The following is a 17,497-nucleotide window of genomic DNA, read 5'->3' on the forward strand; positions in this document are numbered from 1 at the left end:
GTGGGGCGGACGACGAGGAGGTCGCCACGTGCCCAGCACCACCCTTTCCCGTTCCAGGTTCCGCGCCCTGCGCGCCACGCTCGCCGGCCTCGGCGCCGTCGCCCTGCTGAGCACCGCCGCGTGCGGCTCGAGCGGTACCAGCGCCGGTTCCGGCGGAGATGGCGCAGCCAAGCCGATCAACCGTTTGGAGATCATGGCCCCGGCCGACCCGGGCGGCGGCTGGGACCAGACCGCGCGCGCCATGAGCAGTGCCATCGAGGCGGACAAGCTGGCCAAGAGCGTGCAGGTGTCCAACGTGGGCGGCGCCGGCGGCACGGTGGGCCTGGCAGAGCTCAAGAACGAGCGCAGCGAGGACTTCCTCATGGTCATGGGCCTGGTCATGGTCGGCGCCGTCGAGACGAACAAGAGCCAGGCCACCCTGGCCGACACCACGCCGCTGGCGCGCCTGACCAGCGAGGACGAGGTCATCGTCGTCCCCGCCGAGTCCCCCTACAAGACCATCGACGACCTCGTGGCCGCCATGAAGAGCGAGGGCCGGGGCGTCTCCATCGCCGGCGGATCGGCTGGAGGCACCGACAACATCCTCGCCGGGCTGCTGGCCAAGGAAGCGGGCGTGCCCGCCACCGACCTCAACTACATCGCCTACTCCGGCGGCGGCGAGTCGCTCGCGGCGCTGCTCGGCAACCAGGTCAGCGCCGGCATCTCGGGCGCAGGCGAGTACGCCAAGCAGGTCGAGGCCGGCACGGTGCGGGCCCTGGCCGTCTCCGGCGCCGAGCGCATCGAGGGCCTGGACGCCCCGACGCTCAAGGAGTCCGGCTACGACATCGAGTTCACCAACTGGCGCGGCGTCGTGGCTCCCCCCGGCATCTCCGAGGAGGCCGAGGCGAAGCTCGAGAAGCTCGTCGACGACATGCACTCCTCGAAGGCGTGGACCGACCTGGTCGCCAAGAACGGCTGGACGGACGACTACCTCTCCGGTGACGAGTTCGAGACCTTCCTGGGCTCCGAGCAGGAGCGCATCAGCGGGGTCCTCAAGGACATCGGGCTGACCCAGTGAGCACCATCGACACCTCGGGCCCGGCGACGGAGCGCGCCGCGCGCTCCCGCGGCCCGATCCCCAAGAGCGAGCTGGCGGTAGCCGCCGTGCTCGGTGGCCTGGGGGTGTTCGCCCTCGTCGACGCCCACACCATCGCCGTCCCGGCCTCGGCGAGCGCCGTCGGCCCCCGGGCCTTCCCCTACGCGGTGGGCGCCCTGCTCGTGCTCTCGGCCGTCGGCCTCGTGATCGCGCTCCTGCGCGGCGACCGCGGCGAGGTCGAAGGCGGCGAGGACGTCGACACCGACGGCGGCGCCGACTGGGCGGCGGTGCTGAAGCTCACCGGCTCCTTCGCGGCACTGTGCGTGCTCGTGGAGCCGCTCGGGTGGCTCATCGCGGCGTCGGTCATGTTCACCGGCGCGGCCTGGACCCTCGGGGCCCGGCCGTGGTGGCGCGCGCTGCTCGTGGCGCTGGTGCTCAACACCGTCGTCCAGATCCTGTTCACACAGCTGCTCGGGGTGTACCTGCCCGCGGGCCCGCTCGAGGGGGTGCCCGGCCTTGGGTGACGTCGGCGCACTGCTCGCGGGCTTCGAGACCGCCCTGCAGCCGCAGTACCTGCTCTTCGCCGTCATCGGGGTGCTCCTGGGCACCGCCGTCGGCGTGCTGCCCGGCATCGGCCCGGCCATGACACTGGCGCTGCTGCTGCCGCTCACGTACTCGCTGGACCCGACGGCCGCGTTCATCATGTTCGCCGGCATCTACTACGGCGGCATGTACGGCGGCTCGACCACGTCGATCCTGCTGAACACCCCCGGCGAGTCGGCCTCGATCATCACCGCGCTCGAGGGCAACAAGATGGCCAAGGCCGGTCGCGGGGCCGCGGCACTGGCCACGGCGGCGCTCGGCTCCTTCGTGGCCGGGACCATCGCCACCGTCGCCCTGTCGCTGGTGGCGCCCACGGTCGCGAAGCTCGCGGTGCAGCTCGGCCCACCGGACTACGTCGCCCTGGCGGTGCTGGCCTTCCTCACGGTGGCCGCGATGCTCGGCTCCTCCCCCGCCCGCGGCATCTCGTCGCTGGCGCTCGGGCTGTTCATCTCCGTCATCGGCACCGACTCCCTCACCGGTCAGCAGCGCTTCACCCTCGGGCTGCCGACGCTGGGCGACGGCATCGACATCGTCATCGTGGCGGTGGGCTTCTTCGCCGTCGGCGAGGCACTGCACGTGGCCTCCCGGCTGCGCCGCGGGCCGATCCCCCTGGTGCCGATCACCGGCAAGTGGTTCACCAAGCAGGACTTCCGCAGGTCGTGGAAGCCGTGGCTGCGCGGCACCGTCATCGGCTTCCCGATCGGCACCATTCCCGCCGGCGGCGCCGAGCTCGGCACGTTCCTCTCCTACGCCACCGAGCGGAAGCTCTCCCAGCACAAGGAGCAGTTCGGCCACGGCGCCATCGAGGGCGTCGCGGGGCCGGAGGCCGCCAACAACGCCTCGGCCGCCGGCGTGCTCGTGCCGCTGCTGACCCTCGGTCTCCCCACCGGCGCCACCGCGGCGATCATGCTGGCGGCGTTCCAGAGCTACGGCATCCAGCCCGGCCCCACGCTGTTCACCGAACAGAGCGACCTGGTCTGGGCGCTCATCGCCAGCCTCTACATCGGCAACGTGCTGCTGCTCGTGCTGAACCTGCCGCTGGTGGGCGTATGGGTCAAGGTGCTGCGCCTGCCCCGGCCCTACCTGTACGCGGGCATCCTCACCTTCGCCGCACTCGGCGTGTACGCCGTGGGCGCCTCGGTGGAGGACCTCGTGCTGCTGTTCATCCTCGGCGGCATCGGGTGGGCCATGCGCTCGTTCGGCTTCCCGGTGGCTCCCGCCATCGTGGGCCTCATCCTCGGCCCGATCGCCGAGGAGCAGCTGCGGCGCACCCTCGCGATCAGCCAGGGAGACCCGACGGCGCTGGTCACGAGCCCCTTCGCGGCGGTCGTCTACTGCCTCGTGGTGGTGGCGTTCGTCGGCAGCCAGTGGCTGAAGCGGCGCCAGGCCCGGCTCGACGCGGCGGTGTTCGCGGTGGCCCAGGCCAGCACCACCCCCGGCGGTCCCACCGCTCCCGTGGACGACAGCCGTCTGGCATCCACCGCTCGCGCCAGCTCGAAGGAGGACGGCCAGTGACCATCGTCGTGGGCTACGTGCCCAAGCCCGAGGGGCGCGCCGCACTGGTGGCCGCCCTCGAGGAGGCCGACCTGCGCGGGGAGAGCCTCCACGTGCTCAACACCTCCAAGGGAGACGCCTACTCCGACCCCGGCTACGCCTCCCAGGACGACCTCGCCGAGGTCAAGGCACTCCTGGACGAGTCCGGCGTGCCGTACGAGCTGGAGCACCGCCTGGGCGACCAGGCCGGCGGCGCCGCGGACATCCTCGAGGCCGTCGAGCGGCTCGGCGCCTCGCTGGTGGTCATCGGCATCCGCAAGCGCACCCCCACCGGGAAGCTGCTGTTCGGCAGCGACGCGCAGACCGTGCTGCTGCACGCGCCCTGCCAGGTGCTGGCGGTCAAGGCCGGCTGAGCCCCGGCGCCGGCTCCGCTCCGGTCGCCCCCCTCCCGACGATCATGCGCCTGCGCGTCACCTCCGCTGCCCTTCCCCGCAGTGTCGTGGCGCGCAGGCGCATGATCGTCGGGGGGGCGGTCGGTTCCTCGTCAGTCCAGGGCTTCTCGCGCGGCGGCGGGGTCGTCGGTGAACACCCCGTCGACCCCGTCCTCGCGCAGCTGCCGCAGCAGCGCCGCCACGTCACCGCGAGCGGCCAGGTCTCCGCGCGGACCGCCGCTGCGCAGCTCCGCCGGCAGGAACGTGTTCTCCGGCCTCACCGTGTACGGCACCACGGCCAGCCCCGCGGCGTGAGCGTCGTCCACCAGCCGGCTCCTTGACGACAGGCCGCGCGCGTCGCGCGGCTCCACCTGCACCAGGTGCGGCGCGAGCACGTCGGCCCAGCCGCGCAGCTCCCGCAGCCCGGACGGGGTGCACAGGTCGGCGTAGTCGCGGTGGTCTCCCGCGAGGCGCAGGTCCGGGGGTGCGCCGGTGGGCTGCGTCAGCTGGGCCAGTCGCAGCGAGGGGACGGCAGCACGCAGCCTCCGCAGGGGCGCAACTTCAAAACACTGGACGACGACGACGGCGCCAGCGGCCGACCTCCCGCCGCTGCCGCCGTCGTCGTCGCCCACCAGCCCGAAAGCCTCCAGCGCGGCGAGTAGCCGCGGCTCCAGCGCCAGCCCCGCCGCCGCGAAGTGCCCGGGATGCTTGAGCTCGGGCCACACCGCCACCGGCCACCCGGCCCGCGCCGACAGCTCCTCGCGCAGCGCGAGCACCTCGGCGAACGTCATGATCGCCTGCTCTCCGTTGTGAGCGGCGCTCTCAGGACGCAGGTCGGGCAGCCGTTCGCGCGCCCGCAGGGTGCGAACCTGCGCCAGCGTCAGGTCCTGGCTGAACCATCCGGTGAGCGAGACCCCGTCGACCACCCGCGTGGTGCGCAGGTGCGCCAACTCGGGGTGGTCGGCCACGTCGGTGGTGTCGGACAGCTCCGCCTCGTGCCGGACGACGAGCTCGCCGTCGGCGGTGGCGACGAGATCGACGTCCACGCCGTCGGCACCGTCCGCGACAGCCAGCTCGTAGGCGGCGCGGGTGTGCTCGGGGCGGCGGACGCTGGCGCCCCGATGCCCGATCACCACCGGCCTGCGGCCGTCAGCTCTGCTCATGGCACCCCTTCCGCCTCCGCCGCGCGACGATCAAGGACGCCTGCGCCACCTCAGCCATCCTGCGCCGCCGCCCGCGCGAGCGCCGCGACGGCCCCGCGCAGCTGGTCGAGCGTCGCCGGGCCGTAGCCGAGCACCACCGCGGGCGGCAGGTCGGCGCGCGCCACCGCGTACGCCGTGAGGTCGGCCACCAGGTACCCGTCCGCCGCGAGCGCGGCTACCACGGCCGCCGCGTCCGCACCGTCGGGCAGCTCCACCACCACGTGCAGCCCGGCCGCCGCGCCCCGGGCACGCAGATGCGGGTACTCGGCGACCAGCGCCTGCAGGTGCGCGCGCCGGTGGGCAGCGTCGCGCCGCGCCCTGGCGACCTGACGCTGCAGGCCGCCACCGGCCAGGTAGGTGGCCATAGCTGTCTGCAACGTTCCGCCCACCGGGACACCGAGATCGACCCGGACCGCCTCCAGTTCGGCGCGCAGCGGCGGCGGGGCCAGCAGGTAGCCCGCGCGCAGCCACGGCGAGAGCACCTTCGAGAACGTGCCGACATGCACCACGCGGCTCGGGTCCAGAGACGCCAGCGCCGGCAAGGGGGCTGCTCCGTAGCGGAACTCGCCGTCGTAGTCGTCTTCGATGACGACGGCGCCCGCCTCCCGCGCCCACCGCAGCATCGCGACCCGGCGCTCCAGCGGGAGCACGCCGCCCCACGGGTACTGGTGGCTCGGCGTGACCAGCACCGCGTCGGCGCTGGCGGGGAGCTGGTCGACGAGCAGGCCGTCGTCGTCGACATCCACCGGCAGCAGCTGCGCGCCGACCCGCCGCAGGCACCGAGCGGCGGAGGGATAGCCCGGGTCTTCGACGACGACGCGCAGCGGGGCGCCGTCGGGGTGGCGCTGAGCGCGTAGAGCGTGCGCCACCAGGGCCAGGCCGTCGCTGGTGCCCGCGGTGACGACGACGCCGGCCGGGTCCGCAGCGATCCCGCGCGCAGCGCGCAAGTGCGCCGCGACCTGCTCTCGCAGCGCAGGCAGGCCGGCGAGCGGGGGTTCGCTGTCGGGGACGGCGGCGAGGACGGCGGAGCGCCAGGCGCTGCGCCAGGCGGCGTCGGCCAGGCGCGAGGCGTCGGGACGGCCCGGGCGCAGATCGGCGGCAGCGCGGACCGCCATGGGCTGCCGCGGCGCCGACCGCGCGACGGGGGGCGCGGCGGGAAGGGCACCGACGTGCGTGCTGACGCGCGTGCCGCTGCCGTGACGAGCTTCGAGGAAGCCCTCCCCCACCAGCTGCTCGTAGGCGGCGGTGACCGTGGCCCGCGAGACACCGAGCTGCTCGGCCAGGCGGCGGGTGGCAGGGACCGGACCACCGGGTGGCAGGCGGTGGTCGAGGACGGCGGCGCGCAGGGCACTCGCGAGCTGGACCTGCAGGGGCGAGCGGTCCGTGCGGTCGAGGGCGAGGGGCAGGTCGAGGTCGGTGGCGGTCCGCACGGCTCTCCTCCAGACAGGGTGCGTCCTCGCGAACAGACAGCAGTGGACTGCCCGTTAGACGCTCCAGTGGACTGATCACCCGGTCCACTCAGGGACCACTCTGCTCCTGTGACCACCCCCTCCGCCACCACCGAGCCCTCGTCGGCGCCACTCGCCCCGCTGCAGACGACCGACCGGACACGCTTCACCCGCTACGGCCACCGGCAGGTCACCGACCGCGCGGCGCTGCACGACGTGCTCGACAGCGCGCTCGTGGCGCACGTCGCCGTCGTGCGGGAGACACCCACGCCGGCCGCCGTCGTCCTGCCCATCGCCTCTGCCCGCGACGGCGAGTCCCTGCTGCTGCACGGCTCCACCGGCGGCGGGCTGCTGCGGGCCGCGACGACGGGCGCCACCGTCACGGCGACGGTGACCGTGCTCGACGGGGTCGTCTACGCCCGCACGGTGTTCGACAGCTCCATGAACTATCGCTGCGCCGTGATCTACGGCGTGCCGACGGTGGTACCGGACGACGAGAAGGAGGAGGCGCTGCGCGTGCTGTCCGAGCACCTCATGCCGGGTCGCTGGGCGGAGGTGCGCCGGCCGACGCGGCGCGAGCTGGCCGCGACGCTGGTGCTGCGGCTCCCACTGGAGGAGGCCAGCGTCAAGGTGCGGGCCGCGGGGGCGAGCGAGGACGGCGAGGAGGACCCGGCCGCGTGGGCCGGGGTGCTGCCGCTGCACACGGCAGTAGGCGCCCCCAGGACCGGGGACGACGTGCCGGCCGGCGTCCCGGTGCCTGCGAGCGTGACCACCGGTGCGCAGCGCCTCGCCGGATGGCTGCCGCCCTACCGCTGACCCGCCGGCACCCTCCCCCTCTTCTCGCACTTTCCGCGGCAAGTGCGCCACCGCGGCCGCGGGAACCGCACTTGCCGCGGAAAGTGCGAGAGGGGGTGGGCAAGGGGCGGCCTCCGGCGACGACCTCGCCGGGCACCCGTGCCCTGCTCCGCGAGCGCAGATCGGAGTTGTCTCTCCTCATCGCCACCGGCACCCCGCCGGGGCAGGGACACCGAGGAGAACGCCATGAACACCACCGCCACGTCCGCTGCAGTCGCCAGCACCGCTACCGCTCCCCGACGCGGTCTGCGCGCCCGCCTGGTCCGCGCCGGCGCCGTCGCCACTCTCCTCACCCTGCCCCTCGGCGTCGGCGGGGTCGCCCTCGCCGGGGCCGCCAGCGCCGCTCAAGCCAAGACCGTGCACACCAGCGACGGGCGGGCCATCGACGCCCTGGGCGGCAAGCACTTCGACGGCTTCGGTGAGGACGGCAGCTACGACCAGCACGCCCAGGCCGTGTGGAGCGCCGCCGGTGAGCGGTTCACCGAGACCAAGCACAACGGCTGCAACCCCTACACCTACGTCACGTCCGTGAAGAAGGCCGACCCGAAGTGCCCCGGGGCTCAGGCCAAGAACGACTGGAACAAGGACTTCCTGCGTTTCGCCCTGGCGAACTCTGGCTTCAAGACCTGGTACATGGACGACTCCGACCTGGAGTCCTACAAGGACATGGGCGTCGTGACCTCCCTCGCAGAAGACCCCGACTACGTGCCCGAAATCGGTGACGTCATCGTGTGGACCAACGGCGACGACAGCCGCTTCACCGTGGGCATCGTGCTGGAGGCCAGGAGCGCCTCCAAGGTGAAGGTGACCGTGGGCGACCTCAACGACAAGGTCACCACGAAGTGGATCAACCCTGCGACCTTCACGATCAAGGGCCAGCCCGTCGAGGGCTACATCAGCCTCGACACCCCCTGAGCCCCACACTCAGCGGCGGTGAGCCGGCGCCGACAAGCCGGTGACGAGCGACGTGCAGAAGTCCCCCGCGAGGCCTCGACCAGGGCCTCCGGGGGACTTCTGCACGTCCGGCGTCACGGACGAACCGGCCTGCTCAGACGGTGGCGGGGCCCGGGTGCAAGTCGAGGCGACGGTCGGCGAGGTAGGGGTTGTCGCGCCGACCGGTTTCGACGGCGGCGGTGTCGACGTCGGCCAGCAGCAGCGTGCTCGAGGTGACGTCACCGGGCGGCGCTGCGGCGAGCACCTGCCCGCTCGGCGCGACGATGCTGCTCCGCCCGACGAACGCCAGGTCGACCTCGCGCCCGCAGTGGTTGGCGTACGCGACGTAGACCTGGTTCTCCCACGCACGGGCCCGGATGATGACGTCCGCGACGAACGAGAACGGCTCCATCTGCGCGGTCGGCACCGTCACGAGGTGCGCCCCCGCTGCGGCGGCGGCGCGCACGGCCTCCGGGAACTCCACGTCGTAGCAGATGAGGACGGCGACCCTCACGCCCGCGACCTCGAACAGCGACACCGGCCGACTGCCCGGCACGAAGGCATCCCGCTCGTCGGGACCGAACAGGTGCGTCTTGACGTGGCGCCCGAGCAGCGTGCCGTCGGCGCCGACGAGGACGGCGGTGTTGACCACCTGCCCGTCGATGCGCTCCGGCATCCCGACGAGCAGCGCGATGCCGCGACGGCGGGCCACCTCGGCGACGGCGGGCACCAGCTCGTCGGCCGCACGGTCGGCCATCGCCGCGGTGCCCTCGACGCCGAGCTCGTAGCCCGTGAGGAACATCTCCGGCGTCAGCAGGAGCCCCGCGCCAGCGTCGGCGGCCTCCGCCGCGCGCTCGTCGAGCTCGGCGAGGTTGGCGGCGACGTCCCCGAGGACGCCGGCGGACTGCAGGAGCGCGAGGCGCAGCACGGTCACCCCGTCATCCTGCCCGGCGATGGACCCGCGAGCACAGGCGTGCGCCCGGAAACGGGCTGACACGCCCCGCCCGCGGGCGCAGTGTCAGGACCGTGGACACCGTCAGGTCCTGAAGGCCGCATCCGGCCTCCAGGACCTGACAGTGCGGCGGGAGTCAGAGCTTCTGGACGGGGGCGTAGCGCAGCAGCAGACGCTTGGTGCCCTCGCTGCGGAAGTCGACGTGGGCCATGGTCTTGTCGCCGGTGCCCTCGACGGCCACGACCGTGCCCATGCCGAAGGAGTCGTGGGTGACCCGGTCACCCACGGCCAGCGAGATGACCGGCCGCGAACCTGCTGTCCGCACCCCCGGCGTGCCCGCGAGCTTCGCCTGGGCCGAGGAGTGGCTATTGCCGTAGCCGCCGGAGTTGTACGTCGAACCGCCGCGACCACCACTGCCGCCGCCGCCCCACCCGGAGGAGCCCGACGCCTCGGCACGCTCCCAGCGGACCAGCTCGTGCGGGATCTCGTCGAGGAAGCGCGACGGCGGGAAGTACTGCGGCTGCCCCCACGCGCTGCGCGACGCGGCGCGCGAGATCCGCAGGTACTGGCGAGCGCGGGTGATGCCCACGTACGCCAGTCGCCGCTCCTCGGCCAGCTCGTCGTCGTCGGCGAGCGACCTCTGGTGCGGGAAGGTCCCGTCTTCCAGACCGGTGAGGAAGACGACGGGGAACTCCAGGCCCTTCGCGGTGTGGAGCGTCATGAGCGTGACGACTCCTGAATCTTCACCAGCCTCCTCGTCGGCACCGTCGGCCACGGCGGAGCCGGGGATCTGGTCGGCGTCGGCCACCAGCGAGACCGTCTCGAGGAAGTCGGCGAGCGTCCCCTCGGGGTTGGCCGTCTCGTACTCCGCAGCCACGGCCGAGAGCTCCGCGAGGTTCTCCACGCGGGACTCGTCCTGCGGGTCCAAGCTGGCGCGCAGCTCGGCCAGCAGCCCTGACCTGTCGAGCACCGCCTCGAGCACCGTGGACGGCCCGGCGCCGCCCTCGACGACGGTGCGCAGCTCGTCCATGAGGTCGGTGAAGCCGCGGATGCACGTCAACGACCGCGCCGCGATGCCCGGAGCCTCCCCCGCGCGCTCCAGCGCCGCCGGGAAGCCGATGCGCTCGCGGTCGGCCAGGGCCGCGACGCACGCCTCGGCGCGCTCGCCGATGCCGCGCTTGGGCACGTTGAGGATGCGCCGCAGGCTGACGACGTCGTCCGGGTTGGCCAGCGCCCGCAGGTAGGCGAGCGCGTCGCGCACCTCGCGGCGCTCGTAGAAGCGCGTGCCGCCGACCACCTTGTACGGCAGGCCGACGCGCACGAACACCTCCTCCAGCGCCCGCGACTGCGCGTTGGTGCGGTAGAAGACGGCGACGTCGCCGTAGCGCACGCCCTCGTCGTCGACGAGCCTGTCGATCTCGGAGGCGACGAAGGCGGCCTCGTCGTGCTCGGCGTCGGCGACGTACCCGACGATCTGCTCGCCCGCGCCCTCCGCCGTCCACAGGTTCTTGGGACGCCGGTCGGTGTTCTTGGCGATGACGGCGTTGGCCGCGGACAGGATCGTCTGGGTGGAGCGGTAGTTCTGCTCCAGCAGCACGGTCTTGGCGTCGGGGTAGTCCTCCTCGAACTCGACGATGTTGCGGATCGTCGCGCCGCGGAAGGCGTAGATGGACTGGTCAGCGTCGCCGACGACGGTGAGCTCGGCCTGCGGCACGCCGTCGGGCTGCCCCTCGGGTCCCCACGTCGCGCCCGGGCCGCCGACCAGCTCGCGCACCAGGGTGTACTGGGCGTGGTTGGTGTCCTGGTACTCGTCGACGAGCACGTGGCGGAACCGCCGGCGGTAGTGCTCGGCGACGGCGGGCACGCCCTGGAGCACGCGGACCGTGGTCATGATGAGGTCGTCGAAGTCGAGGGCGTTGGCCTGCCGCAGCCGTGCCTGATACAGCCCGTAGACCTCGGCGAGGATCCGCTCGGCGTGCGTGCCGTCGGCGGCCTTGGCGGCGTGTGCCTCCGGCGTGACCAGCTCGTTCTTGAGGTTGCTGATCTGCGTGGCCATGGCGCGCGGCGCATAGCGCTTCGGGTCGAGGTCAAGCTCGCGGACGACGAGCGCCAGCAGGCGGCGCGAGTCGTCGGCGTCGTAGATCGAGAAGGAGGAGCGCAGCCCGGCGCTCTCCGCCTCGCGGCGCAGGATCCGCACGCAGGCCGAGTGGAACGTGGAGACCCACATCGAGCGGACGGCAGGGCCGACCAGCCCCTCCAGCCGCTCCTTCATCTCACCGGCGGCCTTGTTCGTGAAGGTGATGGCCAGCACCTGCCCGGGCCGGGCTCCGCGGGCGGCCACGAGGTGGGCGATGCGATGCGTCAGCACCCGGGTCTTGCCCGAGCCGGCGCCGGCGACCAACAGCAGCGGCGAGCCCTCGTGGAGCACTCCCTCGCGCTGGGCGGGATTGAGGCCTTCCAGCAGGGCGGCGGGGTCGATCCGGACCACCGGCCGGTCGACGAGCACGCCGGGCCGGGCGTCGTCGGACGACGAGCCGGCAGGGGTCTGCGGGACCGGAAGGGGGAGGTCGTCGAAGAGCGTGCTCATCGTCCAAGGAGCCTACGTCCGACCACCGACACCCGGCTCCCTGCGACGGCGACCCGTGGACGCCAGCAGGGTGGCGGGCGCCCATGATCACGGTGATCATGGGCGTCCGCCGCTGCGGTCAGAGCTGGGTGATGCGGCCGGTTCCCGCCTCCGGGTACTGCGCCGCGGTCACGGTGCCCCCGAGGTCGTCGCGCAGGTACGTCTGCAGCGCCTGCTGCTGCGTGGTGGGCAGCACCTCGAAGGCCGCTCCGTCGAACGCGTCGTAGCCGTCGCTGCCGCGCAGCAGGAAGTCGATCGACGCCACGGAGATCGTGCCGTCGAGCACCCGCTGCCCGCCGACCACCACCGGTGTGCCGTCGGCCAGCGTCAGGGTCTGCACCCGCGCACCGGCCGGCGCGTCCGGGTCGGCGGTGTAGGAGAAGCCCGCCACCTGCGCAAACGACCCCGCCCCGGCACCCGCACCGTGGTCGACGGCGGCCACGAACGCCGCCACCGGCAGCTCCGGCGCCACCGCCACGAAGTTGGCGAACGGCGTGACGTCGTAGGTGTCCAGCGCGGACACGTCGCCGACGGGCAGCACGGAGTCGTTGCGGATGCCGCCCCCGTTCTGCAGCGCCACCACCGGCGGCTCGATCCCCGCTGCCTCGGCACCGGCGCGCCCGGCCGCCAGCAGCGAGTCGGCCACGAGCGAGCCCAGCCCCGTCTCCCGCGAGCGCACCGCGTCGCGCCGTCCATCCAGCGGAACCTCGCTGCGGGCCACCACCTGCGAGGCGAGTCCGTCGACGTAGGCCGCCACCGGCTCCTCCACCTCGGCGACGACGTCGGGGTCGGGCGTCACCGCGTCCGGCCCGGTGGACGTCACGGGCACCGGACGGCTGGCGACGTCGTCGACGGCCACGAGCCTGCCTTCGGCGTCGAAGTCGACCACGAGCTGACCGACGTAGCGGTACAGCCCGCTCGTGGTGACCACGGGCACCCGGGCGCCGTCGGCGGCCCCCACCACCGTCGGGTACGCCAGCGGCGCGCCCGCGGCGTCGGTGCTCACCTCGTCGCCGGGCAGCAGCGCGTCGCCCGGGGACGCCATGACTTCCCCGCCACCGGCGGACACGACGACGTCGACCCCGCGCAGCTGCGGCACGAGCGCGACCTCGTTGTCGACGTCCTGCAGGTGCGAGACGAGCACGATCTTGGTCACGCCGTCCGCCTCGAGCGCGGCGGCCTGGGCGTTGGCGATGTCGGCGAGATCCGGGTCGACGCGGACCTCACCGAGGCTCGTGAGCTCGGGCAGCTCCGGCGTCGTGAGGCCGATGACGCCGAACCGCTCCCCCGCGGACTCGACGACGGTGGACGCGACGACGGTGCCGTCATCCGCCTCGGCCTGCAGGCGGGGCTCGCCGGACAGGTCGAGGTTGGCGGCCACGAAGGGGGTCTCGTCACTGACGGCGTCGAGGTAGTCGGCGAGGAAGTCGGGCGTGAGGTCGAAGTCGTGGTTGCCGATGGCGCTGGCGTCGAAGCCCGCGGCGTCGAACGCGAGCGCGTCGTACAGCTCGCCGGTGCCGTCCAGGCGGCTCGCGTCGAGCTGGGGCCCGGGCAGGAAGAGGTCTCCGCCGGCGAGGGTGAGCACGGGGCCCCGGGCCTCCGCTGCGGCCCGCTGGCGCTCGACCAGGGAGACGAAGCGGGCGGCACCCGCCTGCTCCGCGCCGGACTCGTCGGTCTCGGGCAGGAGCGCGGACTCGAGGTCGTTGGCGTGCAGCAGGGTCAGCCGCACCCCGCCCTCGGCGGGGACGGGCGCCGGCTGCTGGGGCGCCACGGGGACGACGGGGACGACGGGTGCTGCAGTGTCAGCGGCCCAGGCTGCGCCTGCGGACCCGAGCACGAGGGCTGTGGCGGCGAGGGCGGCGGAGGCCGAGGAAGCGCGTCGCGAAGCGGTCACAAACCGGACGATACGGACATTCCCTGCGGAACGGGAAGCCGAGACCTTGACGGTTGATGACGCTTCCTTGACCATCCGTCGACACGACCACAGGGTGGCCGACTGCCCATGATCACGGTCGACAAGCCGTGATCATGGGCAGTCGGCCACCCCCGCGGCGATCAGCTGGCGACGGGCTGCCCCGCCGGCGCGCCGGAGGCACTACCGCCGCGGCGGGCACCCGGCACAGCCTTGCCCGTCGCCCACAGGCGACGCGCCTCGAAGGCGGTGTCGGGGTGGTCGGTGAAGATGCCGTCCACCCCCGCGTCGAGGAACGCCAGGTGCTCCACGAGGGCGCGCCCGGGCGCAGCGTCGGACATGCCCACCCGCAGCGACGGCGGCAGGAAGGAGTTCTCGTTGCGCAGCGTCCACACGTGCACCTCCAGGCCCGCGCGGTGCGCGTCGGCCACGAGGGGGGTCGCCGGGCCGAGGGTCCCGTCGGCGGCCACCGGCAGCACCATCTCCTTGCTGGGCGCCAGCACCTGGGCGTAGGTGGAGACCTCGCGCAGGCCCCACGGGGTGCACGCGGCACGGCCGGCGTCGTTGTCCTCGACCAGCTGCACCAGCGGCACGGTGAGGCCCTCGGCCCGCAGCCGGCGCAGGAACCCGGCCTCGAAGCACTGCAGGGCCACCGGCGCGTCGGGGGTGTCCAGACCGAGGCCGCGCAACTCGGCGATGACCATCGCCGCGATGTCGAAGCCGTCGGCGGCGTAGCGGGAGGGGTCCTTGACCTCCGCGGTGACCACGATCCGGCGGCCCAGCTCGGCCCGTAGCTGCGCGGCGAGCTCGAGCAGCTCGACGAAGGTCGGCACCTCGTAGAGGCCGTCGTAGACGGTGGTCGTGGGCCGCAGGTGCGGGCGCGGCTCCACGGCGCGCAGCGAGCGCAGCTCGGCGTAGGTGAGGTCCTCGGTGAACCAGCCGGTCACCTCCCTGCCCTCGACCACGCGCGTGCAGCGACGCGTTGCGAACTCCGGTCGGGTGGCGACGTCGGTCGAGTGCGTCACCTCGCTCTCGTGGCGCAGCACGAGCACGCCGTCGCGCGTGGGCACGAGGTCGGGCTCGATGCGGTCCGCGCCGAGGCGCGCCGCCAGCTCATAGGACGCCAGGGTGTTCTCGGGCCGGTACCCGCTGGCGCCGCGGTGTCCGATGACGGACGGGACCACGCCGACGAGCGGTGACGCGCTGCTCACGAAGACCCACTCTCCTCCCCGGACGTGGATGCCCGCGGGACAACTGATGAACAGGAGGTGCAGATGTGACGAATCCGTCTCCGCCATCGGACATCGGGCCGCCCGGCACGAGCCGCAGGTGCCCTGAGTCACCCGCTGCGCGGGCAGCGCCACCCACCAGGCCTAGGCTCCGGGGATGGACGACGGGAGGCACGCGCAGGGTCCACTGGCCATGCTGCTCGCGCGCGTGCCTCCGGAGCTGCGCGGTCGCGCGCACACGGCGCTCCTGCGCGCCTTCCGCGTCACCCCCGCGCCCATGCGCCGCGCTCTCGTGCGCGCCGGCACCCCGAGCTTCACCGTGGGGGCGGTCTGCGCCGTCGAGCACGAGGGGTCCGTGCTGTTCCTGCGCCAACCCCACCGCGGAGGCTGGTCGCTGCCGGGTGGCCTGCTCGACCGTGGCGAGGCGCCCGCGCCGGGCGTGGAGCGGGAGGTCCGCGAAGAGACCGGTCTGCGCGTCAGCGTCGGCGCTCCCGTGACGGCCCTCGTGGAGCCACGGGTGCGCCGGGTCGACATCGTCTACCGCGTGGTGGTCGCTCAGCGCCCCGAGGTGGTGCCGGGTGGTGAGGCCCGCGACTTCGCGTGGCTCACCCCCGAAGAGGCCGGTCACGACGCCGACTCCGCCACGCGATCCATCCTGGCAGGGCTCACCGCGGCACTGGCCGACGGGGCCCGCGACGGACGGCTCCTTCCCTGAGCCCTGGTCCGCCGCTCGCGGGGGTCGTGCTCGCGGCCGGGGCGGGCAGTCGGCTGCGTCCCCTCACCGACCAGCTGCCCAAGGCGCTCGTGCCGGTGGGTGGTGTGCCGCTGCTCGACGGCGCCCTGGCCCGCGTCGCTGCGGCACTCGGTGCTGCTCGCCCCACGCCACACCGGGTGGCGGTCAACGCGCACGCCCTGGCCGAGCAGATCGCCGACGCCGTGACGGGCCGGGCCCATGTCAGCCGCGAAGACCTCCTCCCGCAGCAGCAGGAGGAGGACGACGACGACGACGGACGCTCGCGCCCAGCAAAAGCTGCGCCTCCGGCGCTGCGCTCCCCAGTAGCGCCTCCGGCGCTCGGGACGGCTGGGGCGCTCGGCGCGCTGCGCGACTGGCTCGCAGGGCGCTCGGTGGTGGTGACCAACGCCGACGTGTGGATGCCCGAGGGGCCCGCGCAGCTCAGCGAGCTGGTGCGCGGCTGGGACGGCCGGCGGTGCCGCCTCCTGTGCGAGCCCGCAGCGGCCGGCGCCCGCGCAGACTTCCGCACCGCTGACGGCACGGGCGTGCGCTACCTCGGCTCCTGCGTGCTCCCGGCACACCTGGTGGCGAGGCTGCAGCCGACGCCGTCCGGCCTGTACGAGGTGCTCTGGCGCGACCTCGCCCAGCGGGACGGCGACGACAACGGCGATGACCAGGGCGGTGACGAGGGCCTCGACCTGGCCGTCGTCGCGCCCGGCGGCGCCGTCGACTGCGGCACCCCGGCGGACTACCTGCGGGCCAACCTCCTGGCCACCGGCGGTGCCAGCGCGATCAGCCCGGGGGCGGTGGTGCGCGGCACGGTGGAGCGGTGCGTCGTGTGGCCGGGGGCGGTCGTGGAGGCCGGAGAGCACCTCGTGGAGGTCGTCCGCGCGGGGACGGCGGAGCGGCCGCTCACGGTGGACGCTGCGGAACCCGTCACCCGACCGGTCACCGAGCCGCCGCGAGACAGCAGCACCTAACCTCCCCCCATGGCAGTACCCGCCTCCGGTGAGCAGCACGAGATCAGCGCCGGTGCGCTGCGGGCGGTGGTCACCGAGGTCGGCGGCGCGCTGCGCTCCTTCACCGACGACGGGCGCGACCTCGTCGTCCCGTTCGACCTGGCCTCGCCCCGCAGGCACTACCGCGGCTCCGTGCTCGCGCCGTGGCCCAACCGCACCGGCGACGGGCGCTGGGCCTGGCAGGGCACCGAGCAGCAGCTGGCGCTCACGGAGCCGGACCGCTCCTGCGCCCTCCACGGCCTGGTGTGCTGGCAACCCTGGGACCTGGTGGAACGGTCCATCGACTCCGTCGTCCTGACCACCACGGTCTGGCCGCAGACCGGTTACCCGGGCCACCTGGAGCTACGCGTCAGCTACCGCCTCGTCGAGGAGGGGCCCGATGCGGGCCTGACATGGGAGCTGGAGGCGACGGGCATCGGCGAGGTCCCCGCGCCCTACGGCTCCTCGATCCACCCGTACGTCGTCGCCGGGCCAGGCCGCGTGGACGACTGGACCTTCGAGCTGTCCGCCGATGCCGCCCTCGCGGTCGACCCCGAGCGCCTGCTGCCGGTCCTCGACGACGACGGCCGCGAGCAGCTGCGCCCTGTCGACAGCACCGACCTCGACTTCCGCGGTGGCGCGCCACTGCGCGGGCGTTCCATCGACGACGCGTACGCGCAGCTGTCCGGCCCGAGCGCCGGCACCGCCCGGGTGCTCACCGCCGACGGCACCGGCGTCGCCATCCACTGGGACCCGCAGGACTGCCCCTGGGTGCAGGTGCACACCGCCGACCGACCCGAGCCCGAGGACGACAGGGTGGGGCTGGCCGTGGAGCCCATGACCTGCCCGCCGGACGCCCTGCGGACGGGCACGGACCTGCGCGTGCTGGAGCGCGGCCAGAGCACCCGCTCGTGGTGGCGCATCGAACCGCTGCGCGGGACGGGCGCCGGCACCAGAGGCGGCGCCGGCAGCGAGACGCTGGGGCTGACCGGGCCGTGAGCGCATC

15 protein-coding genes are annotated in these 17,497 nt (G+C 73.7%); 9 read left to right on the plus strand and 6 right to left on the minus strand.

The window, feature by feature from the left end; all coding sequences use genetic code 11:
• The first annotated feature begins 28 nt into the window (after positions 1-28).
• From BXY45_RS03930 to BXY45_RS03945, 4 genes are read left to right on the plus strand one after another with little or no spacing between them, the layout of a single operon-like run.
• On the plus strand, positions 29-1,057 hold the full coding sequence (locus tag BXY45_RS03930; RefSeq protein WP_109773014.1) for a Bug family tripartite tricarboxylate transporter substrate binding protein: 1,029 nt from the start codon (positions 29-31) through the stop codon (positions 1,055-1,057).
• Complete coding sequence (locus BXY45_RS03935) at positions 1,054-1,599, plus strand: tripartite tricarboxylate transporter TctB family protein (protein ID WP_109773015.1); 546 nt, start codon at positions 1,054-1,056, stop codon at positions 1,597-1,599. The genes BXY45_RS03930 and BXY45_RS03935 overlap by 4 nt, the downstream gene beginning before the upstream one ends.
• Positions 1,592-3,193, plus strand: coding sequence for a tripartite tricarboxylate transporter permease (locus BXY45_RS03940; RefSeq protein WP_109773016.1), 1,602 nt, complete (start codon positions 1,592-1,594; stop codon positions 3,191-3,193). The genes BXY45_RS03935 and BXY45_RS03940 overlap by 8 nt, the downstream gene beginning before the upstream one ends.
• A complete protein-coding gene (locus tag BXY45_RS03945) occupies positions 3,190-3,585 on the plus strand; it encodes a universal stress protein (RefSeq protein ID WP_109773017.1) in 396 nt (131 codons plus the stop codon). Before BXY45_RS03940 ends, BXY45_RS03945 begins: the two co-directional genes overlap by 4 nt.
• Before the next feature lie 131 nt (positions 3,586-3,716).
• On the opposite strand, the gene BXY45_RS03950 is transcribed toward BXY45_RS03945, so the two are convergent.
• A complete protein-coding gene (locus BXY45_RS03950; RefSeq protein WP_109773018.1) occupies positions 3,717-4,766 on the minus strand; it encodes a glycerophosphodiester phosphodiesterase family protein in 1,050 nt (349 codons plus the stop codon).
• A 50-nt stretch (positions 4,767-4,816) separates the two neighbouring features.
• Positions 4,817-6,235, minus strand: coding sequence for a MocR-like pyridoxine biosynthesis transcription factor PdxR (gene pdxR, locus BXY45_RS03955; RefSeq protein WP_109773019.1), 1,419 nt, complete (start codon positions 6,233-6,235; stop codon positions 4,817-4,819).
• Positions 6,236-6,343: 108 nt separating this feature from the next.
• On the opposite strand from pdxR, the gene BXY45_RS03960 reads away from it, so the two are divergent.
• Both BXY45_RS03960 and BXY45_RS03965 read left to right on the plus strand, forming a co-directional pair.
• Positions 6,344-7,069, plus strand: coding sequence for a pyridoxamine 5'-phosphate oxidase family protein (locus tag BXY45_RS03960; RefSeq protein ID WP_211319211.1), 726 nt, complete (start codon positions 6,344-6,346; stop codon positions 7,067-7,069).
• Between the two features lie 225 nt (positions 7,070-7,294).
• On the plus strand, positions 7,295-8,023 hold the full coding sequence (locus BXY45_RS03965; protein WP_109773020.1) for a hypothetical protein: 729 nt from the start codon (positions 7,295-7,297) through the stop codon (positions 8,021-8,023).
• 133 nt (positions 8,024-8,156) lie between these two features.
• Here BXY45_RS03965 and BXY45_RS03970 read toward each other — a convergent pair whose 3' ends face one another.
• From BXY45_RS03970 to BXY45_RS03985, 4 genes are all read right to left on the minus strand, one after another.
• Positions 8,157-8,975 (minus strand): carbon-nitrogen hydrolase family protein, encoded by an 819-nt coding sequence (locus tag BXY45_RS03970; protein ID WP_245961638.1) that lies wholly within the window; start codon positions 8,973-8,975, stop codon positions 8,157-8,159.
• A gap of 154 nt (positions 8,976-9,129) precedes the next feature.
• The gene (gene pcrA, locus BXY45_RS03975) at positions 9,130-11,580 is read right to left on the minus strand and encodes a DNA helicase PcrA (protein ID WP_109773021.1); all 2,451 of its coding nucleotides are present in this window, start codon (positions 11,578-11,580) and stop codon (positions 9,130-9,132) included.
• 118 nt (positions 11,581-11,698) lie between these two features.
• Positions 11,699-13,513: a bifunctional metallophosphatase/5'-nucleotidase gene (locus tag BXY45_RS03980; protein WP_211319212.1), complete on the minus strand. Its 1,815-nt coding sequence runs from the start codon at positions 13,511-13,513 to the stop codon at positions 11,699-11,701.
• 161 nt (positions 13,514-13,674) lie between these two features.
• On the minus strand, positions 13,675-14,742 hold the full coding sequence (locus BXY45_RS03985; RefSeq protein WP_170131301.1) for a glycerophosphodiester phosphodiesterase family protein: 1,068 nt from the start codon (positions 14,740-14,742) through the stop codon (positions 13,675-13,677).
• Between the two features lie 175 nt (positions 14,743-14,917).
• On the opposite strand from BXY45_RS03985, the gene BXY45_RS03990 reads away from it, so the two are divergent.
• Genes BXY45_RS03990 through BXY45_RS04000 form a run of 3 tightly spaced genes read left to right on the plus strand, consistent with a single transcriptional unit; the run spans position 14,918 to position 17,490 of the window.
• Positions 14,918-15,475 (plus strand): NUDIX hydrolase, encoded by a 558-nt coding sequence (locus BXY45_RS03990; RefSeq protein ID WP_109773024.1) that lies wholly within the window; start codon positions 14,918-14,920, stop codon positions 15,473-15,475.
• A gap of 26 nt (positions 15,476-15,501) precedes the next feature.
• Entirely contained in the window at positions 15,502-16,473 is a 972-nt protein-coding gene (locus BXY45_RS03995; RefSeq protein ID WP_211319213.1) for a sugar phosphate nucleotidyltransferase, read from the plus strand.
• Between the two features lie 9 nt (positions 16,474-16,482).
• On the plus strand, positions 16,483-17,490 hold the full coding sequence (locus tag BXY45_RS04000; protein ID WP_109773025.1) for an aldose 1-epimerase family protein: 1,008 nt from the start codon (positions 16,483-16,485) through the stop codon (positions 17,488-17,490).
• The last annotated feature ends 7 nt before the right edge of the window (positions 17,491-17,497 follow it).

The organism is Quadrisphaera granulorum, from assembly GCF_003149145.1.
Taxonomy (GTDB): domain Bacteria; phylum Actinomycetota; class Actinomycetes; order Actinomycetales; family Quadrisphaeraceae; genus Quadrisphaera; species Quadrisphaera granulorum.

Excerpts from the sequence above, each read along its gene's own strand:
- BXY45_RS03990 (WP_109773024.1), top strand. The coding sequence starts at position 14,918 with ATGGACGACGGGAGGCACGCGCAGGGTCCACTGGCCATGCTGCTCGCG.
- pcrA (WP_109773021.1), bottom strand. The coding sequence starts at position 11,580 with ATGAGCACGCTCTTCGACGACCTCCCCCTTCCGGTCCCGCAGACCCCT.
- BXY45_RS03965 (WP_109773020.1), top strand. The coding sequence starts at position 7,295 with ATGAACACCACCGCCACGTCCGCTGCAGTCGCCAGCACCGCTACCGCT.
- BXY45_RS03950 (WP_109773018.1), bottom strand. The coding sequence starts at position 4,766 with ATGAGCAGAGCTGACGGCCGCAGGCCGGTGGTGATCGGGCATCGGGGC.
- BXY45_RS04000 (WP_109773025.1), top strand. The coding sequence starts at position 16,483 with ATGGCAGTACCCGCCTCCGGTGAGCAGCACGAGATCAGCGCCGGTGCG.